The sequence below is a fragment of the Bradyrhizobium sp. WYCCWR 12699 genome (genome assembly GCF_032144035.1).
Taxonomy (GTDB): Bacteria; Pseudomonadota; Alphaproteobacteria; order Rhizobiales; family Xanthobacteraceae; genus Bradyrhizobium.
This window is the reverse complement of sequence record NZ_JAVTJN010000036.1, coordinates 199684-219888: the sequence shown is the minus strand read 5'-3', so window position 1 is coordinate 219888 and position 20205 is coordinate 199684. Positions and strand designations below refer to the sequence as shown.

At 65.6% G+C, this 20205-nt stretch carries 21 protein-coding genes; 13 read left to right on the top strand and 8 right to left on the bottom strand.

Annotation, left to right across the window (positions count from 1 at the left end):
• Position 1 precedes the first annotated feature (1 nt).
• The gene (locus tag RPS27_RS25830; RefSeq protein WP_212066386.1) at positions 2 to 667 is read right to left on the bottom strand and encodes a GntR family transcriptional regulator; all 666 of its coding nucleotides are present in this window, start codon (positions 665 to 667) and stop codon (positions 2 to 4) included.
• A gap of 117 nt (positions 668 to 784) precedes the next feature.
• Here RPS27_RS25830 and RPS27_RS25825 point away from each other — a divergent pair, with 117 nt between their 5' ends.
• The 6 genes from RPS27_RS25825 to RPS27_RS25800 all read left to right on the top strand — a co-directional run bounded on the left by RPS27_RS25825 (position 785) and on the right by RPS27_RS25800 (position 7098).
• Complete coding sequence (locus RPS27_RS25825) at positions 785 to 1579, top strand: enoyl-CoA hydratase/isomerase family protein (RefSeq protein ID WP_313754702.1); 795 nt, start codon at positions 785 to 787, stop codon at positions 1577 to 1579.
• Between the two features lie 9 nt (positions 1580 to 1588).
• Positions 1589 to 2842, top strand: a complete 1254-nt coding sequence (locus RPS27_RS25820; protein WP_212066390.1) for a CaiB/BaiF CoA transferase family protein — start codon at positions 1589 to 1591, stop codon at positions 2840 to 2842.
• Positions 2843 to 2908: 66 nt separating this feature from the next.
• The gene (locus RPS27_RS25815; RefSeq protein ID WP_212066392.1) at positions 2909 to 3901 is read left to right on the top strand and encodes a tripartite tricarboxylate transporter substrate binding protein; all 993 of its coding nucleotides are present in this window, start codon (positions 2909 to 2911) and stop codon (positions 3899 to 3901) included.
• 157 nt (positions 3902 to 4058) lie between these two features.
• Positions 4059 to 4541, top strand: a complete 483-nt coding sequence (locus RPS27_RS25810; protein ID WP_212066394.1) for a tripartite tricarboxylate transporter TctB family protein — start codon at positions 4059 to 4061, stop codon at positions 4539 to 4541.
• Positions 4542 to 4552: 11 nt separating this feature from the next.
• Positions 4553 to 6091 carry a tripartite tricarboxylate transporter permease gene (locus RPS27_RS25805; protein WP_194402224.1) on the top strand — a complete coding sequence of 513 codons (1539 nt, stop codon included), beginning with the start codon at positions 4553 to 4555 and terminating at the stop codon, positions 6089 to 6091.
• Positions 6088 to 7098: a 4-hydroxythreonine-4-phosphate dehydrogenase PdxA gene (locus tag RPS27_RS25800; RefSeq protein ID WP_212066396.1), complete on the top strand. Its 1011-nt coding sequence runs from the start codon at positions 6088 to 6090 to the stop codon at positions 7096 to 7098. The genes RPS27_RS25805 and RPS27_RS25800 overlap by 4 nt, the downstream gene beginning before the upstream one ends.
• 15 nt (positions 7099 to 7113) lie before the next feature.
• On the opposite strand, the gene RPS27_RS25795 is transcribed toward RPS27_RS25800, so the two are convergent.
• On the bottom strand, positions 7114 to 7857 hold the full coding sequence (locus RPS27_RS25795; protein ID WP_212066398.1) for an SDR family oxidoreductase: 744 nt from the start codon (positions 7855 to 7857) through the stop codon (positions 7114 to 7116).
• A 298-nt stretch (positions 7858 to 8155) separates the two neighbouring features.
• Positions 8156 to 9232, bottom strand: a complete 1077-nt coding sequence (locus RPS27_RS25790) for a methyl-accepting chemotaxis protein (RefSeq protein WP_212066400.1) — start codon at positions 9230 to 9232, stop codon at positions 8156 to 8158.
• 279 nt (positions 9233 to 9511) lie between these two features.
• On the opposite strand from RPS27_RS25790, the gene recJ reads away from it, so the two are divergent.
• From recJ to RPS27_RS25775, 3 genes are all read left to right on the top strand, one after another.
• The gene (recJ, locus tag RPS27_RS25785; RefSeq protein ID WP_194402220.1) at positions 9512 to 11353 is read left to right on the top strand and encodes a single-stranded-DNA-specific exonuclease RecJ; all 1842 of its coding nucleotides are present in this window, start codon (positions 9512 to 9514) and stop codon (positions 11351 to 11353) included.
• Between the two features lie 64 nt (positions 11354 to 11417).
• Positions 11418 to 12227 (top strand): SDR family NAD(P)-dependent oxidoreductase, encoded by an 810-nt coding sequence (locus RPS27_RS25780; RefSeq protein ID WP_212066402.1) that lies wholly within the window; start codon positions 11418 to 11420, stop codon positions 12225 to 12227.
• Positions 12228 to 12323: 96 nt separating this feature from the next.
• Positions 12324 to 13115: an aldolase gene (locus tag RPS27_RS25775; protein ID WP_313754701.1), complete on the top strand. Its 792-nt coding sequence runs from the start codon at positions 12324 to 12326 to the stop codon at positions 13113 to 13115.
• 64 nt (positions 13116 to 13179) lie between these two features.
• Here RPS27_RS25775 and RPS27_RS25770 read toward each other — a convergent pair whose 3' ends face one another.
• A complete protein-coding gene (locus tag RPS27_RS25770; RefSeq protein ID WP_212066406.1) occupies positions 13180 to 14409 on the bottom strand; it encodes a lytic murein transglycosylase in 1230 nt (409 codons plus the stop codon).
• Positions 14410 to 14552: 143 nt separating this feature from the next.
• Between RPS27_RS25770 and RPS27_RS25765 the strand changes: the two genes are divergently transcribed.
• The gene (locus RPS27_RS25765; protein ID WP_194402216.1) at positions 14553 to 14813 is read left to right on the top strand and encodes a hypothetical protein; all 261 of its coding nucleotides are present in this window, start codon (positions 14553 to 14555) and stop codon (positions 14811 to 14813) included.
• 71 nt (positions 14814 to 14884) lie between these two features.
• Positions 14885 to 15136, top strand: coding sequence for a hypothetical protein (locus tag RPS27_RS25760; RefSeq protein WP_212066408.1), 252 nt, complete (start codon positions 14885 to 14887; stop codon positions 15134 to 15136).
• Between the two features lie 35 nt (positions 15137 to 15171).
• Here RPS27_RS25760 and RPS27_RS25755 read toward each other — a convergent pair whose 3' ends face one another.
• The gene (locus RPS27_RS25755; protein ID WP_212066410.1) at positions 15172 to 15702 is read right to left on the bottom strand and encodes a MarR family winged helix-turn-helix transcriptional regulator; all 531 of its coding nucleotides are present in this window, start codon (positions 15700 to 15702) and stop codon (positions 15172 to 15174) included.
• A gap of 55 nt (positions 15703 to 15757) precedes the next feature.
• Between RPS27_RS25755 and RPS27_RS25750 the strand changes: the two genes are divergently transcribed.
• Together RPS27_RS25750 and RPS27_RS25745 are read left to right on the top strand one after the other, a co-directional pair.
• Positions 15758 to 16237 (top strand): carboxymuconolactone decarboxylase family protein, encoded by a 480-nt coding sequence (locus RPS27_RS25750; RefSeq protein WP_212066412.1) that lies wholly within the window; start codon positions 15758 to 15760, stop codon positions 16235 to 16237.
• Positions 16238 to 16258: 21 nt separating this feature from the next.
• On the top strand, positions 16259 to 16762 hold the full coding sequence (locus tag RPS27_RS25745; RefSeq protein WP_211417151.1) for a cupin domain-containing protein: 504 nt from the start codon (positions 16259 to 16261) through the stop codon (positions 16760 to 16762).
• A gap of 4 nt (positions 16763 to 16766) precedes the next feature.
• On the opposite strand, the gene RPS27_RS25740 is transcribed toward RPS27_RS25745, so the two are convergent.
• From RPS27_RS25740 to efp, 3 genes are all read right to left on the bottom strand, one after another.
• Complete coding sequence (locus tag RPS27_RS25740) at positions 16767 to 17753, bottom strand: DUF808 domain-containing protein (RefSeq protein ID WP_212066413.1); 987 nt, start codon at positions 17751 to 17753, stop codon at positions 16767 to 16769.
• 80 nt (positions 17754 to 17833) lie between these two features.
• Positions 17834 to 19456 (bottom strand): M23 family peptidase, encoded by a 1623-nt coding sequence (locus RPS27_RS25735; protein ID WP_212066415.1) that lies wholly within the window; start codon positions 19454 to 19456, stop codon positions 17834 to 17836.
• Positions 19457 to 19480: 24 nt separating this feature from the next.
• Positions 19481 to 20047, bottom strand: coding sequence for an elongation factor P (gene efp, locus RPS27_RS25730; RefSeq protein WP_194402209.1), 567 nt, complete (start codon positions 20045 to 20047; stop codon positions 19481 to 19483).
• Between the last annotated feature and the right edge of the window lie 158 nt (positions 20048 to 20205).

The window sequence follows — 20205 nt, the reverse complement described above, 5'->3', positions numbered from 1 at the left end:
CTTACGCAATTCTCAGCGCGAGTTCGCTTGCTTCCGTCTCGGCAAAGCCCGCCTGCAGCACCTCTTCGCGCTTGTGACGCAGATGCGCACGCAGGATATGGGAGAGGCCGGCGCCGTCGCGCCTCTGCAAGGCGTTCAGGATGGCCTCATGCTCCTTCACGGCGAGGGCCCAGCGCTGCGGCGTCATCGGCGTGACATAACGCGCGCGGCGGATGCGCGCAGTCACGGATGTGTAAAGCCCCGCGAGCACGGGGTTTCCGGCTGCGCTGACGATGCCTTCGTGAATGGCGCGGTTGCCGCGGTAGTACTGGATCAAATCGCCGTCGCGATAATGCTGCACCATCTGTGCATGCGCGGCGGCGATCGCGTCGATCTCGGCATCGGTGATGCGCTCGCAGGCGAGCTCGCCGGCGAGGGCCTCGAGGCCCTGGCAGACCTCGAACAGGTCGCGCATGTCCTTGTCGGTCAGCTTTGCCGCGCGCGAGCCGCGATGCGGCAAGAGCTGCACGAGGCCTTCGGCGGCGAGCACCTTGAGCGCCTCGCGCAGCGGTGTGCGCGAGATCCCGAGCCGCTCACACAGCTCGCGCTCGGGAATCCGGGCGCCCGGCGGGATTTCGCCGTCGAGCAGGATGGCGCGGATGCGTCCGACCACGTCTTCATGAAGCATGGCACCTGCGCTCCCTTTGAATTCAAAAATGCAGAAACTGATCGGAATCTGCAAGTTCCAGCTTGCTTATCGCAGATTTTGCATTCAAAAATGTAAAAAACAAGAGGACATGAGGAAATGAACCGGGCTGCGGAGGCGGACGACCTCGTTTTTGAATGCAATGACGGCATCGGGCGGATCACCTTTAACCGCCCGCAGGCTCGTAACGCCTTCACCTTCGCCATGTATGAACGGCTCGCCGCGATCTGCGAGCAGGCGAACGGCGACCCCTCGATCAAGGTGCTGGTGCTGCGCGGGGCCGGCGACAAGGCGTTTGCCTCGGGCACCGACATCAACCAGTTCCGCGAGTTCAAGACGCCGCAGGACGCGATCGACTACGAGAACCGCATCGATCGGGTGCTGACCACGCTGGAAGCGTGCCGCGTGCCGACCATCGCGGCAATCAACGGCTTCTGCACTGGAGGCGGTGCGGGCATTGCCGCGGCCTGCGACCTGCGCATCGGCACGGCAAGCGCGAAGATCGGATTTCCGATCGCCCGGACGCTCGGCAATTGCCTGTCGATGTCCAATGTCAGCCGTCTCACCGCGCTGATAGGCGCCGCGCGCGTCAAGGACCTGATCTTCACCGCGCGCCTGGTCGATGCCGCGGAAGCCGCAACCGTCGGGCTGCTCGGCGAGGTCGTCGCGGATCTTGCCGCGCTGGACAAGCGGGCTGATGAGGTCGCCCGGCTGGTCGCCAGTCATGCGCCGCTGACGCTCAATGCGACCAAGCAGGCGGTCGCCCGCCTGCAGAGGCGGCTGACCCGGGACGAGGGCGGAGATCTCATCCTGATGTGCTACACGAGCCAGGATTTTCGCGAAGGGCTCGATGCTTTCCTCAACAAGCGCGCGCCGCAATGGCGCGGCGAATAGGACGCCCCGATGCCAGGTTCGCAATCTACCTCCCGCCGTTCAGGACCGCTTGCCGGTCTCAAGGTCGTCGATCTCACCCATGTCATGGCGGGGCCGACCTGCACCCTGATGCTCGCCGACATGGGCGCCGACGTCATCAAGATCGAGAAATCGCCGAACGGCGATGATACCCGCCACTCCGTGCCGCCGAAGATCGGCGATGAGGCGGCCTCCTTCCTGATGATGAACCGCAACAAGCGCGGCATCGTGCTGGACCTCAAGACCGAGGGCGGCAAACAGGTGCTGCGCCGGCTGATCGCGAATGCCGACGTGCTGGTCGAGAATTTCGCGCCCGGCGCCATGGAGCGCCTCGGCTTCGGTTATGAGGAGCTTCACAAGCAATATCCATCGCTGATCTATTGCTCGCTGTCGGGCTTCGGCCGCACCGGTCCCTACAAGCACCGCCGCGGCTTCGATCTCGTCGCGCAGGCCATGAGCGGCATCATGAGCTTTACGGGCGAACGCCCCGACGGTCCGCCCGTGAAATGCGGCCCGCCGCTGTCCGACATCACCGCCGGCCTGCTCGCGAGCATGGGCATTCTGGCGGCCTACACGCACCGTCTCAAGACCGGGGAGGGGCAGTGGGTCGAGACCTCGCTCTACGAGGCCGCGCTGGTGCAGACCTATTGGCAGTCGACCATCGCGCTCGCCGCAGGCACCGCGCCGCGCGCGATGGGCTCGGCGCATCCGCTCAACGCGCCGTATCAGGCGTTCGAGGCCTCGGACGGCTGGCTCGTGGTCGGCGGCGCCAACAAGAAGCACTGGCTGTTGATGCTGGAGGCGCTCGGTGCGAGCGAACTCGCCGCCGATCCGCGCTTCGTCAACGGCGCCGACCGCATGGCCAATCTCAAGGAGCTCGAGGCGGTCCTCAGCGAGCGCTTCCGCACTCGAACGCGGGCGCACTGGCTTGCCGCTCTGGACGAGAAGGGCGTGCCGTGCGGCCCCGTGCACGACATGCTGGAGGCGCTCAGTGATCCCCAGACGCTGGCGCGCGAGATGGTGGTCGAGGTCGAGCATTCCACGCTCGGTCCCGTGAAGACGATCGGGCTGCCCGTGAAGTTTTCGGAGACCCCAGGCAAAGTGCTGTCAGGCGCACCGGTCTATGGTGAGCACACGAAAGACGTGCTGGCCGAGCACGGGTTCGACCACGAGCAGATCGAAGCGCTCGCAAAAGAAGGCGCAATCGTGCTGGCCTCGGGAAGACGGGCGGAACGCGTCGCCTGATTGGACGTGAATACGACAAGGCCAAAGACAAAAAATACAAAAGACAAAAATCAGCTGGAGGAAATCATGGGTCGGACGTCAATATTTCTGCTCTCCGCAGCCTTAACAGTGCTCGCCGGCACCATGCCCGCGCTTAGTGCCTGGCAACCGCAAAAGCCGATCGAGTTCGTGGCGACCGCCGGCCCCGGCGGCGGCACCGACAATCTCGCCCGCGCAGTGCAGAACATCATCACCAAGCACAAGCTGACGGAGCAGCCGATTGTCGTCGTCAACAAGGGCGGCGGCAGTGGCGCCGAAGGCTATGTCTACGGCAAGGCGTCGGCCGGCGATCCCTACAAGGTGATCTTCGGCACCTCGAATGCCTGGCAGCAGCCGCTCGTCTCCAAGGTCGCCTTCAATTACACCGATCTCACCCCGATCGCGGCGATGGCGCAGGACGAGTTTTTACTCTGGGTCAAGCAGGACGCGCCATTCAAGAATGCGGGCGATTATTTGAAAGCCGCCGCATCCGGCGAATTCAAGATGGGCGGCGCGCAGTCCAAGGACACCGATGAGGTCTTGACGCGCATGATCGAGAAGGCCGGCAAGGTCAAGCTGACCTACATCCCCTTCAAGAGCGGCGCCGAGACCGCCGTGCAGCTCGCTGGCGGACATCTCGACTCCCACGTCAACAATCCCAGCGAGAGCCTCGGGCAATGGCGCGGCGGCACGCAGCGTCCGCTCTGCGTTTTCAGCCCGAAGCGGCTGCCGCAGGGCGCTAAGATCACGGCAACCGAAGGCTGGGGCGACGTTCCCACCTGCGTCGAGCAGGGCCTCGACATCAAGCAATATGAGCAGCCGCGCACCGTATGGCTGCCCGGCAAGGTCACGCCGGACCAGGCCGCGTTCTATGTCGACCTCATGAAGAAGGTGCAGGCGACGCCGGAGTGGAAGGATTACATCGAGAAGACCTCCCAGGTGGACACGTTCCTGACCGGCGCCGAGTTCGACAAGTTCATTAAGGAGGACCTCGAGCACGTCAAGCAGGTCGCGGGCGAGCAGGGCTGGCTGGTGAAGTGAGACGCGCCCGCTTGGATATGCGCCGGGCTTGCCCAACACCTCCGCTGTCGTCCCTGCCAAGTGCGCAATTGCGCACTTGGCAGGGACGACACCAAGCGCTGGGAAACTGCTTGGGTCACACTCGGCCACACAATACGCCGCCGAAACGGAGTCCTCCATGATCTCCCGCCGCGCGCTTGAACTTGCGACTGCCGTCCTCACCGGCGGCTTTGGTGTCGCTGTCGTGATCCAAAGCCTCGACAACGGCATCGGCTGGTCGAGCGCGGGCGTCGATGCCGGGACATTCCCGTTCCTGACGGGCATCATCATCGTGCTCGGCAGCCTCTACAATCTGGCACGGGGCGTGCTGCCGGTGGCATCCCTGGCCAATGTTCCGATCGCCATCACGCCGGTCGAGTTGCGCCGGCTTGCCGGCCTGTTCGTGCCGGCCGCGATCTTCGTCGCCGCGATTCCGCTCGCCGGGATGTACGTCGCCTCCGCGCTCTACGTCTTCACGGTGCTGGCCATCCCGCGCCACCAATCCGTGCCGCGTGCGCTCGCCATGGCGGGGGCAACGGCGCTCGCGCTCTATGTCGTGTTCGAGCGCATGTTCCAGGTCAGCCTGCCGCACGGTGCGCTCGCCGCCGCGTTCGGGCTCTGACGGAGAAGTCGATGGATAATCTCGCGGAGCTCCTGCACGGCTTCAGCATCGCGGTCACCGTGCCGCATCTGGTGCTGATGGTCGTCGGCGTGCTACTCGGCATTCTCGTCGGCGTGCTGCCGGGCCTGGGCGCGCCGAACGGCGTGTCACTACTGTTGCCGCTGACCTTCGGCATGCAGCCGGTGTCGGCGATCATCCTGCTCTCGAGTATGTATTGGGGCGCGCTGTTCGGCGGCTCCGTGACCTCGATCCTGTTCAACATTCCGGGCGAGCCGTCGTCGGTCGCGACCACCTTCGACGGTTATCCGATGGCGCGGGACGGCCGGCCGACCACGGCGCTCGCGACCGCCTTCGGCTCGGCCGCGTTCGGCGCCCTGATCGGCGTCGTCCTGATCACCTTCCTTGCGTCCTGGGTGGCGCAGGTCGCGCTCGCCTTCGGCCCGGCCGAATATTTCGCGGTCTATTTCCTGGCCTTTGCCAGCTTCGTCGGCATGGGCGGCGCCGCGCCGGTCAAGACGGTCGTGGCGCTCGCGATCGGCTTTGCCATCGCCGCGATCGGCATCGATACGGTGTCCGGCAGCGTGCGGCTCACCATGGGCGTCGACGAGCTGGTCAAGGGCGTCAGCTTCGTCGTCGCGGTGATGGGCCTGTTCGGCATCGGCGAACTCCTGGTCGCGGTCGAGGAAGAGTTTCATGCCCGCGCCGTCTCCTCGAAGATCGATTGGCGCGAAGTGTTCCGCGCGGTCGGCCGGCTGCCGCGCCACAGCGTAGCGCTGTTGCGCAGCGCCGCGATCGGCTGCTGGATGGGGATCACGCCGGGCGGCCCGACCGCGGCATCGTTCATGAGCTACGGCATCGCCCGCCGCTTCTCGCGCCGCGGCCGCTATTTCGGCACCGGAGAGGTCGAAGGCATCATCTCGCCGGAGACCGCCGATCATGCCGCCGGCACCAGCGCGCTGCTGCCGATGCTCTCGCTCGGCATTCCCGGCTCGGCGACCGCGGCGGTCATGATGGGCGGCCTGATGATCTGGGGCCTCAATCCCGGGCCGATGCTGTTCGTCGACCAGAAGGATTTCGTCTGGGGCCTGATCGCCTCGATGTATGTCGGCAACATCGTCGCCGTCGCGCTGGTGCTGCTCACCGTTCCGGTGTTCGCCGCCTTGATGCGGATTCCCTTCGTGGTGATCGCACCGCTGATCGTGATCATCTGCGTCGTCGGCGCCTATTCGGTGTCGAACTCCTATCTCGACGTCGTGATGATGCTGGGCTTCGGAATCGTCGGCTATCTCTTCAAGAAGCTGTTCTATCCGCTGGCACCGCTCGTGCTCGCCATCGTCATCGGCGACAAGGCCGAGGACGCGTTCCGGCAGTCGATGCTGATGTCCAAGGGATCCCTCGGCATCTTCTTTGCCAACAAGCTGGTGACATGCCTGATCGTGGCCGGCATCGCGCTTCTGCTGCTGCCGCTCGTGCTGCAGCTGGCGCGCCTTTGGCGCAAACCCGCATCCCCCGCCACTGAGGCGACGAGCCAGGAGAAAGTGATCATATGACCGCAAAGCCGCTGATTGCGCTGGCCATGGGAGATCCCGCCGGCATCAGCCCCGAGCTGACGGCCAGGCTGGTGGCGCAGGACGACATCCGCGCCCAAAGCCGGCTCGTCGTCATCGGCGACCGCCGCATCTTCGACGAGGGCGCGCGCATTGCCGGCGTCAAGCCGGCGCTGTCGACGGTGGAGCCGGACGCCGATCTTCACGCGGCAGAGGGCGAAGCGCTGTTCGTCGATCTCGGCCATCTCGCTCCCCGCGAGGTCGAGCCGAAGACTGCCACTCTTGCCGGCGGCAAATTCGCACTGACCAACTACAAGCACGCGCTCGAGCTCGGCCGGGACGGCCGCGTCGACGCGGTCTGCTTCACTCCCTTCAACAAGCAGGCGATGCGGCTGGCGCGCGCCGAGTACGACGACGAGATCGCATTCTCCGCGGAGGTGGTCGGCCTCGAGACTCCCGCAAGCGAATTCAATGTGCTCGATCGGCTCTGGAACGCGCGGGTCACCTCCCATATCCCGCTGAGGGACGTCGCTGCAAAGCTGTCCAGCGAGCGCATCCATCGTGCGCTCAAGCTGACCGATGCCTGCATGCGCAACGCCGGCTTCGCGCGGCCGCGGATCGCGGTCGCCGGCCTCAATCCTCACGCCGGCGACGGCGGCAATTTCGGCCGCGAGGAGATCGACGTCATCGCGCCCGTCGTCGCAGCCGGGCAGGCCGAGGGCATTGCCGCGGAGGGACCGTTCCCCGCCGACACGGTGTTTCTGCGTGCCAAGGCCGGCGCCTTCGATGCGGTGTTGACGATGTATCACGACCAGGGCCAGATCGCGATGAAGCTGATGGGTTTCGATCGCGGCGTGACGTTGCTCGGCGGCTTTCCATTCCCGATCTGCACGCCCGCGCACGGCACCGCCTACGACATCGCCGGGCAGGGCATTGCTTCGATCGGCGCCAGCCGTGCCGCGGTGCTGCTCGCGGCTGAGATGGCAACGGCTGGAAAGCGCCGGGGTTGAACGACAGCAGGGCTGTCAGAGGCTCGCGAGCCACGCCGCCAGCGGCGTCTTCCCCAGCCGGGCCTCGCCGAGCGGGTTCAGCGATGTATCGTCGATAGGGCCGCCGTAATAGGGCGCCTTCGGGTCTCCGATCACTGTCCGGGGGTCGCCGGACGCCTTCAGGCGGCGCGCGATGAATTCATTGAAGGGGGCCTTCTCGGGCCCTGCGATGTCGATCGTGCCGTTGAGCGGCTTGTCCGTTGCGACCTCCGCGAGGCGAGCTGCGACGTCGTCCGCGGCGATCGGTTGAAACAATGCCGAGGGAACGACGATCTTGCCGTCAGTTGCACCCATTTCGGCAATGGCGCCGAGAAATTCGAAGAACTGGGTGGCGCGCACGATCGAGTAGGGGACCCGGGCCGACTTGATGATCGTCTCCTGGGCGAGCTTGGCCCGGAAATAGGCGTTGTCGGGCGACCGCTCGGTTCCGACGATCGACAGGGCCACGTGATGCTTCACGGCCGCGGCAGCCTCCGTCGCAACGAGATTTTTGCTTGAACGCTCGAAGAATTCGAGCACGGCGGCGGGCTCCCAGGACGGCGCGTTGGCGACGTCGACGACGACATCCGCGCCCGCCAATGCCGCAGCGAGGCCTTCGCCGGTCACGGCATTCACGCCTGATTTCGGTGAGGCCGCCACGGCCTCGTGGCCTTGCTGCTTGAGCTTCGCCACGAGCTTGGATCCGATCAATCCGGATCCACCGATCACGACAATCTTCATGAAAGATCTCCAGGGCATAGGACGACGTGAGCACTCACGGTCCGTCGATCAGCGTGATGCTGCGCACAGCCTATCCGAGCAATAAGGCGAGCTTTTGCCTGGAAGCGGCCTGCCTCGCGATGGCGTTGCGGGAATGGTCATGCCCGATGCCATAAACGCCGTTGTCTTAACGCCGCTGTTTTGCCCGACGCGTCAAAGCGCTCTTGTGAGGCATTTTGGCCAGCGGAAAACACCAACGAAAACAACCCCCAGCCTACTGTGCATGGGGTTGTTTTCGCGTTTTGAATCGAGCGGCGCCTCAGGCCCCGCAGATGATCACACCGTACCAGCCGAGCCCCCGATAGGTCTCGTAGCCCGGCGTCGCATGGAAAGCGACCAGCGAGCCGCCGCGGTCGTGATAGACGCCGGAGCGCTGACCGTTCAGCGAGATCGAGATGCGCTCGCTGAGGATGCCCTGTCCGTCGGACGCCGCGATGACGCGCAGATTCGAATCGACCAGCAGCACGCGGGCCTTGTCGCTGTCGCCGACGCGGACGCCCTGGACGATGGCGCGGGCCTGCGGCTCCCAGTCGAAATGGATGGCGAGCACGCCGATCGGGGCGCCATTGGCCTGGCCGCCGGCGCGGACGCTGGCGCAATAGGTCGCCACCTGCGCGTTGCCGAGCAGCGGCTGGTTCTCGACGTCGCCGGCAACGTAGTCGTCACCGGAGCGCAAGGTTCGCGCCTCGCGAAACCATTTGGTGTGGGCGACGTTCTGGCCGACGACGCGGAAGCGGTCCGCCCGGCCGTTGGCGATGACGTTGCCGTCGAGGTCGCAGAGCCAGAGATCGAGATAAACCGTGTAGGCCCCGAGGATCACGCCGAGGCGCTGCGAGGCATGCGAGACGGCTGCAGCGCCGGGGGAGGCCGCGCAATCGACCACGGCGGAATCGGTCGCCCACCAGCGCACGTCGCAGGTGCGTTCATAGAGGTTGCGGTCGATCAGCTCGATGGCGTTCAGCGACAGATCCATCATGCGCTCGCCGCGCGATCGCTGGCTCATCCGCTCGATCGAGGAGACGAGGTCGCCCGTCCGTTTCGTCAGCTGTGTCTCGAGCTCGCGTGCGATGGTCTCGACCTGCTGGCCGACGCCGCGTACCTCCTGCGCCACCACGGCAAAGCCTGCGCCTTGCGCGCCGGCGCGCGAGCTCTCGATCAGCGCGTTCAGCGCCAGCATCTTCATCTGGTTGGTGATCTGCTGGATCGATTTGGTCTTGTCGACCGCGATCTGGTTGACCTCCGCGGTGAGGCGGTTGATCAGCGCGGAGATGTCGGAATCATCGTCAGCGGGTTCGGCGGCGATCGGCTTGGCTTTCAGACCCAGCGCAGCAGACATCGGGGGATTTCCCTTGGCAATGAGGTCTGATCTGCAACGAACCCGGAACTAGAAATTACAGATCGAATACAAGTCTTTTTCGAAGATTCCGCCTAACGCCTGCTTAATTTGCTGTTTTGCGGACTGCTCAAATGATAGTCAGTCAGCGCAGCAAAACGGCAATCCACCGCTTTGTGCGCCGCGGAGATTGCAAATCCCTGGGGATTCCGGGTCAATCGTCCTGCAAGCCGGACCGACGCGACATCGTCGGCTGCAGGTTCCTCAAACCGACTGCGACTCATGACGCCGCCCGCCACTGCCTTACCCGTCGAAGCGCCGCAGGCGTTCCTGGGCGTGGCGCGCTCGCTCACCGACAAGCTCTGGCGCGACCGGCTGGATGCGCGCGGGGCGGCCAAGGCCCTCGCCATCGTGCAGCAGCATCAATTGCCGGAGCTGCTGGCCCGGGTGCTGGCGGGCCGCGGAGTCGATATCGATGCCGTCGCTGACTTCCTCGATCCGACCATCCGCAAGCTCATGCCGGACCCGTTCACGGTGACGGAGATGGAGGCAGCCGCCAAGCGGATCGCGGATGCCGCAGCGAAGGGCGAAACGGTCGCGATCTTCGGCGATTACGATGTCGACGGCGCAACCTCGGCGGCGCTGCTCGCCTGGCATCTGCGCCATTGCGGCCTCGATCCGCTGATCCACATTCCCGATCGCATCTTCGAGGGCTACGGCCCCAACGTCGAGGCCGTGCGCGGGCTGGCGGCGAAGGGCGCCACGCTGCTCGTGACCGTCGATTGCGGCACCACCAGCATCGAGCCGCTCGCCGAAGCCAAGCGCCTCGGCATGTCCGTGGTCGTGATCGACCATCACCAGGCCGGCACGGAGCTGCCGGAGGTCGACGCGCTGGTCAACCCGAACCGGCTCGACGATCTCTCAGGGCTCGGCCATCTCGCCGCCGTCGGCCTCGTGCTGGTGACGCTGGTCGCAGTCAATCGCGAACTGCGCCAGCGCGGTTTCTGGAGCGCGGAGATGCCCGAGCCGGATCTGCTCGGCATGCTGCATCACGTCGCGCTCGGCACGGTTGCGGATGTGGCGCCGCTGATCGGCCTCAACCGGGCCTTCGTCGCCAAGGGCCTGATCGCGATGCGCCGGCGCGACCATGTCGGCCATACCGCGCTGATGGACGTGGCGCGGCTGAACGGGCCGCCGGAGGCCTGGCATCTCGGCTTCATGCTGGGGCCGCGCGTCAACGCCGGCGGCCGGATCGGCCGCGCCGATCTCGGCGTGCGGCTGCTGCTCGAAGGCGACAGCGTCGAGGCCGCGCGGATCGCCGCCGAGCTCGACCGCCTCAACAGCGAGCGCCGCGTCATCGAGCAGGCGGCCGAAGCGCAAGCCGAAGCCGAGGCGCTGGCCTCGATCGGGTTGGAGGACAAGCTCGGCGTGATCGTCACGGCCTCCGAAGGCTGGCACCCCGGCGTCGTCGGCCTCGTCGCCTCCCGCCTGAAGGAGAAGTTTGCGCGGCCGGCCTTCGCCATTGCCTTGGAGCCCGGTGGCATCGGCACCGGCTCGGGCCGCTCGATCGCCGGGGTCGATCTCGGCAAGGCGGTAAGGCAGGCGGTGGCCGACGGCATCCTGCTCAAGGGCGGCGGCCACGCGATGGCCGCGGGCGTGACGCTGCGGAAGGAGAAGCTCGCCGAATTTCGCGCCTATCTCGAGAACGCGCTGGCGCAGGACGTCGCCGAGGCGCGGCACGTCAACGAGCTCTATATCGACGGTGCCGTCTCCGCGCGCGCCGTGACGACCGAGCTTGCGGCGACGCTCAACCGCGCCGGTCCCTTCGGCAGCGGCAATCCAGAACCCGTGCTGGCGCTGCCGGCACATCAGCTCGTCTTTGCCGACGAGGTCGGCCAGGCGCATCTGCGGCTGCGCTTCAAGTCGGGCGACGGCGCCATCGTCAACGGCATCGCGTTCCGTTCGATCGGCCAGAAGCTCGGCAACGCGCTGCTCGCCAATCGCGGCCAGCAACTGCATGTCGCGGGCTCGCTCTCGGTCGATCGCTACCAGGGTGCCGAGCGGGTGCAATTCCGCGTCGTCGACGTCGCGCTACCGGACCAGGGGCCATCCGTGATCAGATGACGCAAGATCCGACGAGATCATGCGTTAAAACCAGATCGCTCAAACAACAAAAAAGGGAGTGAACATGGCAGGGCAGGTTGAGGGCAAGGTCGCGCTGGTGACGGGCGGGGCCTCGGGCATCGGTGAAGCCATCGTCGAGCTGTTCGCGCGCGAGGGCGCCACCGTCGTCATCACCGACATCGACGAGCTGCGCGGGCCCGACCTCGCCAAGCGCGTGACGAAAGCCGGCGGCAAGGCGATCTTCCTGGCGCAGGATGTCACCAGCGAGGAGCGCTGGATCGAAATCGTCAACGAGGTCGCCAAGCGCTACGGCCGGCTCGATATCATGGTCTCCAATGCCGGCATCGGCATTGCCGTGCCCTCGATCGTCGACATGACGCTCGCTGACTGGCGCAAGCAGAACGCGATCAATCTCGACGGTGTCTTTCTCTCGGTGAAGCACTGCCTGCCCCTGATGCGCAAGCATGGCGGCGGCTCGATCGTCATGATGTCTTCGCTGGCGGGCCTGCGCGGCGCGCCCGGGTTGTCGGCCTATTCGGCGACCAAGGGTGGCGTGCGGCTGTTCGCCAAGTCGATTGCGATGGAATGCGCGGCGGCGGGCGACGGCATCCGTGTCAACTCGGTTCACCCAGGGATCATCGACACCCCGATCTGGGGCAAGATCCCGACGGGGGCGACCGGGGCCGGGCAGAACGCGCCGATCGATCCGGACGAGCGGGCCAAGGTCGCAACGCCGCTCGGCCGCGCCGGGCAGGCCGCGGAGATCGCCTCCGGCGTGCTGTATCTGGCCTCCGATGCCTCGCGCTACGTCACCGGCAGCGAGCTCGTGATCGACGGCGGCATGAACGCCGGGGGCGTGCCGCGGCGAGCCTGAGCCGCGCAGGGCAGGGTGGCACGCGCAGGGGCTGACGCGCCGGCGCGGCCGCTGTACAACGCGGATAGCTCCCGTCCGACAGAGGTGTCCTTCGCCATGGCGCATAGCCTTCACGCGTCCTCACCCGCGCCATTCCGCTCCAACCGGCCGGACCTCGCCACCGATGCGATCCGCACCGCGCGCGAGGATCTGGCTGCCTGCTTCCGCATGGCGGCGCGCAACGGTTTTGAGGAGGGCATCTGCAACCACTTCTCGGCCGTGGTGCCCGGTCATGATGATCTGTTCCTCGTCAACCCCTATGGCTACGCCTTTCGCGAGTTGACCGCGTCGAAGCTCCTGATCTGCGACTTTCACGGCAACGTGCTCGATGGCGAGGGCGTGCCCGAGGCGACCGCGTTCTTCATCCATGCCGAGATGCACAGGTTGCTCCCGCGCGCGAAAGTCGCGTTCCATACTCACATGCCCTATGCCACGGCGCTGTCGATGACCGAGGGCGATCCCTTGATCTGGGCCGGCCAGACCGCGCTGAAATTCTATGGCCGGACGGCAGTGGACCGCGACTATAACGGCCTCGCACTCGACAACCGCGAGGGCGCGCGGATCGCCTCGGCCGTGGGTGACGCCGATATCGTTTTCATGAAGCATCACGGCGTGATGGTGCTGGCCCCGACCATCGCGGAAGCCTGGGACGATCTCTACTACCTCGAACGCGCCGCCGAAGTGCAGGTGCTGGCAATGTCGACGGGACGGAAAGTGCTGCCGGTGGACCCGACGATCGCTGCGGAAACCTACAGGCAGATGCGCGAGGGCGACAGCGAATCCGCGCGTCTGCATCTCGCAGCGATCCGCCGGCAGCTGGATGCCGAGGAGCCGCAGTACCGGCATTGAGGCAAACTATCATTCCGGGGCGCGCGAAGCGCGAGCCCGGAATGACGCGGGAGAGGGCGTCGGCCTACGACCCCTGCCGCAGCTTCGCGAGCACCTTCAGTCCGCCATAGCCATCCGCCGGCGTGATCCCCGCGCGCTGCTGGAAATCCTTGATCGCCTTCATGGTGTCGTTGCCGACGCGGCCGTCGGTGCCGCCGGTGTCGAATCCGGCTTTGGTCAGGCGCGTCTGCATCTCCTGCACCTCGGCAAGCGTCAGTGCGCGCTCGGAGCCGGGGAATGGATGGATGAAGGGCGGCGCGCCGAGGCAGCGGTCGCCGAGATGGCAGATCGCCAGCGCGTAATTCATGGAAGGGTTGTAGCTCTTCACCGAGTAGAAATTCGGTCCAAGCAGAAACGTCGGCCCGCCCGCAACGGGCGTCCACATCTGCGCGGATGCGTTCGGCTGCGGGAAAGGCTGGCCGTCGGCACGGGTGACGCCGGCCGCCTGCCAAGCCGCATAGGTTCGGCTTCCGCTCATATTGCCGGCCGCGCGCACCTCATAGCCCCAATGTTCGCCGCGATGCCATTTGCCGCGATTGACGAGATATTTTGCGGTGGAGCCCAGCGCGTCGTCGGGCTTGCCGAAGGGCGACACCTTGCCATCGCCGTCATAGTCGATGCCGACATTGAGCCAGACCTCCGGCATCCATTGCGAATGCCCCATCGCGCCGGCCCATGAGCCCTTCATCTCCTCGGGCGTGCTCCAGCCCTTGTCGACGATGCGCAGCGCGTTGATCAGCTCGGTTTCCCAATAGGCCTTGCGGCGCGGCTCGTTCCAGGCGAGCGCGGCGAGCGAGGGAAACACCGGCGTCATGTGGTTCTGCTGCACGAGGGGATCGCCATAGGCGGACTCGACGCCCCACAGTGCCAGCAATGTGCCACGCTCGACGCCGAAATCGCGCTCGACGCGGGCGAGCAGCGCCTCGTTGTTCTTCAGCGCGATCTTGCCGTTGATGATGCGCCAATCGGAGACGCGGCGATTGATGTATTGCCAGACCTGCTCGTGGAATTCGGGCTGGTTGCGCATCTGCTTGAACACGCTCATGTCGGGCTCGACCCGCCCCATCGCGCGCTGCCAGGTCGCGGCGGAAATGCCCTTCGCCATGGCGCGTGCGCGAAAGCTCTCGCGCCATTCCTCGAATCCCGGAGGCGCAGCGCGAACGCTCGCGGGGAATGCGAGCAGGGCGGTCGCGCCCAGCGTGGATTTCAGAAGCGCGCGGCGGGTTTGACGGGGCGAGGAATCAGCGTGTTTCATTGGCACATTCTAGCCGGAAACACGGTCCGTGTGAGTCGGTTCCTGGAACAGCGATGCAGATTCGGTGTCGCCTCGATTGCTCGTTCCGTCGGAACAAACTGTCGCAGTCCCGCATTCCTTCCGCACGAGATGAGGAGGAGAATATGAGGAAATATCTGTTTGCCGCCGCCCTGGTCACCGCCGTTGCGACGCCCGTGTTCGCGGATGAAGTCGGCGTTCATGTCGGCCCGGTCGGCGCCGGCGTGACGGTTGGTCAGTCCCATGAGTACCGCGAGCGAGACCGTGATCGCGACCGCACCACCGTCATCAGGGAGCGCGAGCCCTCTGAACGCACCACGGTGATCAAGAAGCAGGATGAATTCGGCAATCGCAGCAAGACCGTGATTCATCACGACAACGACTGACGGAACAGGGCCCCGGTAGGTCCGGGGCCCGCCTTCCGCACGCTAGCCGCTCAATGGCAATTCGGGGTGGAATGAAGATACGCGCCCATGCGGAAAGCCACGTCGTCGAGCTCGACGACGGATCGCAATGGCAGATCTTTCCCGGCGATCTCGCGACGACGCTGAGCTGGAAGCCCGAAACGGAGCTGCACCTGGAGCCGAGCGGCGACCGGGTGAGTTCGCATGTGCTGGTCAGTGCTGCCGATAACACCCGCGTGCGGGTGATCGCCGCAGGCGAAGCCTGGCCCGACGGCGAGGTGAAGGATGTGCTGAAAGGCGGGTAGAGTCCTGCGGTCGCAAGCGGCGGGGTTCAGGGCTTCTAATCCCCTTGCAGCTCGGTCGCGATGCCGGTGAGCCAGCGCCGGATTGCAGTCTCCGCTTTCATATCCAGATCCCGAGCAAGGCGCTTCTCCAATTCGATGACACGCTGCCGGCACGCCTTCAAAAGCGTCGCCCCGCGCGGCGTCAGCGTCCATTGCTGGATGCGCCCGTGAACGGGATGCGGCGTCATCACGATCGCGCCGTCACGTTCGAGATTGCGGATGATGACGCCGACGGTCTGCGGCGTCAGGAAGGTGAGGCGCGCGACGTCGGCGCCTGACAGCCCAGGATAAGCGTTCAGCATCGTCAGCACCGCGAATTGCGGCGAGGTCACGCCGAGATCGGCGAGGGTCCGTTCCATCGTCAGCCGAACCGCGGCGTGGGCCTGGCGCAAGAGATAGCCGAGATAGCCTTCCTCGCCGCGCTTGCCTTCGCCGGGCGCGGGGACACGTATCGCGCCGTCGTCGGCGGGCTCGGGCAGCTTGCGGGCAATTTTCGATCTTGTAGCGGCGGCAGTCTTGCGCGGCATATCAGAGCTCTTATAAGATATAAGGACACTTACAATAAGACGAGGTGAATCGCAAATGTCACATGCCCGCAGCGAATACGAGGATTTCAAGCAGATCGCGCCCGACGTCTACGATGTGGTGCTCGCGCTCGGTCAGCTCGCAACCAAGGCCGGCCTGGACAAGCAGCTCGTCGAACTCGTCAAGCTGCGCGCCTCTCAGATCAACGGCTGCGCCTTCTGCGTGCAGCACCACGTCCTGCTGTCGGAGCGGATTGGCGTTCCCGTCGACAAGCTTCATCTGGTCGCGGTCTGGCGCGAGGCGCCGATCTTCTCCGCGCGCGAGCGTGCAGCGCTGGCCTGGGCGGAGGCGTTGACCTTGCTGCCCGAGGGCGTCAGCGAGGAGGTCTACACGGATGCTACCCGTGAGTTCTCACAGACCGAGCTGATGTACCTGACCTCGGCAGTCGCCTCGATCAACGTCTGGAACCGTTTTGGTGCCGCATTCCGTTGGACGCCGGCGTCGCGGCCGGTGGCCGCGAATGCTGCGGCATCCTGAACAGCACGCGAGGAGGTCACGATGACAGCCCTGAGTTTCTCTGCCGTGCAACGCCCGGCGCCGTCACGCTCAACAGTGTTCGCCGTCGTCGCGGGGCTCGCCTGCGCGCTGGCGATCGGCAAAGCGCTTCCGGTGACGATGGACGCGGTCTCGGGCGCATTGGCCCCACTCTGCGCCAGCGCCGCGGAGGGCTCGCCGCTCGACAAGGTCGAGCCGATCGGCTCATACGCGCTGCCTAACGTTCCGGGCAAGCGCGTCACCATCGTGCGCGTCTCCTACGGGCCCGGCGGGTTTTCGCGGCCGCACCGCCACGCAGGCTCGGTGACGGCTTACATCACCAAGGGCGAGATCCGCTCCCAGCTCGGCGGCGGCCCGGTCGAGACCTTCGGCGTCGGCCAGTCCTTCTTCGAGCCGCCGGGCGCGACGCACCTGGTCTCCGCTAATGCCAGCTTGACCGAGCCGGCGGAATTGATCGCGGTGTTCGTAGCGGATGAGGGTGCGCAACTCACGACGTTCTTGGAGTGACCAGTCAGGCCGGCCGCGATCGCCTCAACCGCTTCCAGGCAGGTGAGAGACCATATTGGACTGCCGGAATCGCAAGTGCGCCCACAAGCAGTCCGAGCACACCTGAAATGGCGGCTTCGACCGACCATTCGACGATGCCGGCGACCGATGGAAGAGTGTGCGCGGCAGCCTCGGTTGCGGCATGGACCATGCGGCCGACCGCGGGCGGGCCGTATTTTTCGATGCCGTGCAGGATGATGCCGCCGCCGACCCAGATCATCGCGGCCGTGCCGATGGTGCTCAGCACCGTCAGGAAAGTGGGCATGCCGCGAACGAGCGCGCGTCCAAGCAAGCGGATCGCGCCGCCAGGCACTGAGGCGCCCTCATAGCGCGCAAGAGCCAGGCCGGCATCGTCGGCCTTCACGATCAGGGCCACCACGCCGTAGACCCCGACCGTGATCGCGAAGCCGACCAGCGCCAGGACCAGCGCCTGCGTCCAGATGTTGCCCGCCGGAAGGGCCGCCAGCGTGATCGCCATGATCTCCGCCGACAGGATGAAGTCGGTCTTGATGGCGCTCGCGACCTTCTCATCCTCGACCGACCGGGTATTAAGCGCGATCGGCTGAAGCTGGGCTTCGTGGTCGTGCGCATGATGCGGCATCACGGCTTCGAGCACCTTTTCGGCGCCCTCGTAGCAGAGAAAGGATCCGCCCAGCATGAGCAGCGGCGTGACCGCGGCGGGAAGGAAATAGCCGAGCAACAGGGCGATGGGGAGCAGGATCAGCAGCTTGTTGCGCAGCGATCCGACCGCGATCTTGCCGACGATCGGCAGTTCGCGTTTCGAGGCGAAACCGATGACGTAGTTCGGCGTGACGGCCGCATCGTCGATCACCACGCCGGCCGCCTTGGTGCCTGCCTTGGCAGCCTGGCTCGCCACATCGTCGAGCGAAGCTGCTGCAACCTTTGCAATCGCTACGATATCATCGAGAAGACCGATCAGTCCGACACTCATCAACCTTTCCTTCTTCGTTCGAGCGGGCGGAGCGCGCGACAAGATGCTCTTGCACGCTCCGGCAACGAACGAGCACGCCGTCAGTTCTCCTCGCCGCTCGATCCCTCGCGCAGGTCCGGCTTGAGCACATCCTCGGGCAGCGCATGGGCGACCGGCTGTGACGTGACCGCGATCTCAGGACCAACCTCGCGGCCGCGGGCATGGATCAGGCGTTCATAGGCGGAGACCAGGGTGACGTAGGGGCTGACCCAGATCCAGCCGTCGCGTGTGAACACCTGCACATCGAAATGCAGGTGCATCGACGTTCCGGCGGGATGGTCGAGATAGTTGGAGATCACGCCGATCTTCTCGCCTTCGGTGACGATGCGGCCGTTGAGCACGCCGTCGGCGTTCATCGCGTGCGGGTTCATGTGCATGTAGCGGAAGCGGATGTGCTCGGTGCGGCTGTTGACTTGAAGCGTCGCGGCCTGGTCCTTGGCTGCGCGGATCACGATGGCGTCGCGCACGGCGACGACGCCGCGCTGCTTGGGATCGCAGGGTTCACGGCCGTCGCCGGGGGGCGGGCAGTCCGCGGCGCGGATGTCCTCGCCCTGATGGCCGTAGCCTCCGCCACATTGCCACACCTCGAAACTGCGTGACTCGCAGAAATTGTCGCGCCAGGGATAGGCGGTCGGGCCATCGCTCTTGTCGCGCTTGCCGTAGGATTGCGAGCGCACGAAGGCGGGCGCCTTTTCGAGGGGAAAGCGGATCTGGGCATAGGCCATCGCGTCTGGGTGGCCGCCCTGCTTGCGATAGCCGGTGTTCGGGATGATGTCGCCGCTCGGCCGGTAGCTGAAGTCCGGTGAACGCTCCGCCGGACGATCGAGGATGTTGGAGGCAATATCCGTCAATGGCCGCATCCGCTGGCCGCCGGCGACACGCAGGGCCTTCAGGAATCGTTCGGCAACGGGATAGGCCTCCTTGCAGGCGAGCCGCCGCGGCTTGGCCACGCTGTCGAGACACTGGATCGACACGACATAGGCGACGCCGAAACGGGTGAAGGCGTAGCGCACATAGCCCTCCCGGATGAACCTGCGCAGGTCCGGGTAGAGCGTCGCGAGCGGCTTGACCGGCTCGCCCTTGCCGCCCGAGGGATCGGCTATGTCGTAGACCAGCGCCGAGCCCGTGATCTGCACTTCGACCGGCCGTGCGAACACGCGCGCCGGCATGCCGTCACCGGCGCCGGGCTCCAGCGAGAAGGTCGCGCTGTAGCCGGCGGGGCCTGCATCGAACATGTCGACGGGATTGAAGTCCGCCTGGTAGCGCGAGAGCGCGAGCATCGCCGGCGCGCCGCTGCGCTGCGCCTCGAGGTAGGTGGCGGCGTCGAACGGCAGCAGCACGGGCACGGGACTGCGGGTGATGCCGGTGAAGAAGCGCGAGGAGACCGCGTTGAGCTGCACCAATGCGGGCGTCGCGCGCGGATCGTAGCGCGGTACCGAACGGCGAGGCGCGAAGATGAAGTCGTCCGCGACCCGTGGGCGGCTGTTGATCTCGGTACGGAGCTGGTCGAGCGCTGCGCGCCAGTCGACGCGCAGAGCCGTGAGCGAGGGGCTGCGGAATTCATTCGCAGCGAGCGGGGTGGCCATGAGGAGCGAAAGCGACGCCAGAAGGTGCGAGACGAAGCGGAAACCCTTCCCAAGCACTGTCTCGCCCCCCGGCGCCACCTGTTGCGACCCTTCTGTTCCCCGTCAGTCCTTGGCGCGCTCGGAATAGGAGCCGTCTTCGGTCATCACCACGATGCGGGTGCCGACCGAGATGTGCGGCGGCACGGCGGTGCGGATGCCGTTGGAGAGCACCGCGGGCTTGTAGGAAGAGGAGGCGGTCTGGCCCTTGGTCACCGGCTCGGTCTCGACCACTTCCAGCGTCACGCGCTGCGGCAGCGCTAGCGAGACCACGTTGACGTCGTGGGTCGACAGCTTGACGGTCATGTCCGGTTGAAGATACGCGGCCGCGTCGCCGACGACGTCCTTGGAGACCTGGACCTGGTCGTAGGTTTCCGGGTTCATGAAGTGGTAGCCGTCGCCATCTTCATACAGGAACGTGTAGTTGCGCTCTTCGATGGTGGCCTTTTCGACCTGGTCGGTGGTCTTGTAGCGCTCGGAGATCTTTACCCCGTCCGAGATTCGGCGCATTTCGATCTGGCTGACCGGGGTGCCCTTGCCGGGGTGGATGTTTTCGGCGCTCACGACGACATAGAGCTTGCCGTCTTGCTCGATCACGTTGCCTTTGCGAATAGAACTGGCGATGACTCTCAAAGCTATATTTCCTGCTTGCTTGGCCCGGCACCGGCCAGGACATGGTCAAATCGATGGGGGACTTGGGGCCTCAAATCGGACCTCGGCGCCCGTTTCGGGCCGCAACATACTGATTTTGCCGTTAGATGCCAGCGTTTTGCTCGCCCGCGGGGTGGTCG

What these genes read in the sequence shown, in the direction of transcription:
- RPS27_RS25830 (WP_212066386.1), bottom strand. Translation starts at nt 667, where the DNA reads ATGCTTCATGAAGACGTGGTCGGACGCATCCGCGCCATCCTGCTCGAC.
- RPS27_RS25825 (WP_313754702.1), top strand. Translation starts at nt 785, where the DNA reads ATGAACCGGGCTGCGGAGGCGGACGACCTCGTTTTTGAATGCAATGAC.
- RPS27_RS25820 (WP_212066390.1), top strand. Translation starts at nt 1,589, where the DNA reads ATGCCAGGTTCGCAATCTACCTCCCGCCGTTCAGGACCGCTTGCCGGT.
- RPS27_RS25815 (WP_212066392.1), top strand. Translation starts at nt 2,909, where the DNA reads ATGGGTCGGACGTCAATATTTCTGCTCTCCGCAGCCTTAACAGTGCTC.
- RPS27_RS25810 (WP_212066394.1), top strand. Translation starts at nt 4,059, where the DNA reads ATGATCTCCCGCCGCGCGCTTGAACTTGCGACTGCCGTCCTCACCGGC.
- RPS27_RS25805 (WP_194402224.1), top strand. Translation starts at nt 4,553, where the DNA reads ATGGATAATCTCGCGGAGCTCCTGCACGGCTTCAGCATCGCGGTCACC.
- RPS27_RS25800 (WP_212066396.1), top strand. Translation starts at nt 6,088, where the DNA reads ATGACCGCAAAGCCGCTGATTGCGCTGGCCATGGGAGATCCCGCCGGC.
- RPS27_RS25795 (WP_212066398.1), bottom strand. Translation starts at nt 7,857, where the DNA reads ATGAAGATTGTCGTGATCGGTGGATCCGGATTGATCGGATCCAAGCTC.
- RPS27_RS25790 (WP_212066400.1), bottom strand. Translation starts at nt 9,232, where the DNA reads ATGTCTGCTGCGCTGGGTCTGAAAGCCAAGCCGATCGCCGCCGAACCC.
- recJ (WP_194402220.1), top strand. Translation starts at nt 9,512, where the DNA reads ATGACGCCGCCCGCCACTGCCTTACCCGTCGAAGCGCCGCAGGCGTTC.
- RPS27_RS25780 (WP_212066402.1), top strand. Translation starts at nt 11,418, where the DNA reads ATGGCAGGGCAGGTTGAGGGCAAGGTCGCGCTGGTGACGGGCGGGGCC.
- RPS27_RS25775 (WP_313754701.1), top strand. Translation starts at nt 12,324, where the DNA reads ATGGCGCATAGCCTTCACGCGTCCTCACCCGCGCCATTCCGCTCCAAC.
- RPS27_RS25770 (WP_212066406.1), bottom strand. Translation starts at nt 14,409, where the DNA reads ATGAAACACGCTGATTCCTCGCCCCGTCAAACCCGCCGCGCGCTTCTG.
- RPS27_RS25765 (WP_194402216.1), top strand. Translation starts at nt 14,553, where the DNA reads ATGAGGAAATATCTGTTTGCCGCCGCCCTGGTCACCGCCGTTGCGACG.
- RPS27_RS25760 (WP_212066408.1), top strand. Translation starts at nt 14,885, where the DNA reads ATGAAGATACGCGCCCATGCGGAAAGCCACGTCGTCGAGCTCGACGAC.
- RPS27_RS25755 (WP_212066410.1), bottom strand. Translation starts at nt 15,702, where the DNA reads ATGCCGCGCAAGACTGCCGCCGCTACAAGATCGAAAATTGCCCGCAAG.
- RPS27_RS25750 (WP_212066412.1), top strand. Translation starts at nt 15,758, where the DNA reads ATGTCACATGCCCGCAGCGAATACGAGGATTTCAAGCAGATCGCGCCC.
- RPS27_RS25745 (WP_211417151.1), top strand. Translation starts at nt 16,259, where the DNA reads ATGACAGCCCTGAGTTTCTCTGCCGTGCAACGCCCGGCGCCGTCACGC.
- RPS27_RS25740 (WP_212066413.1), bottom strand. Translation starts at nt 17,753, where the DNA reads ATGAGTGTCGGACTGATCGGTCTTCTCGATGATATCGTAGCGATTGCA.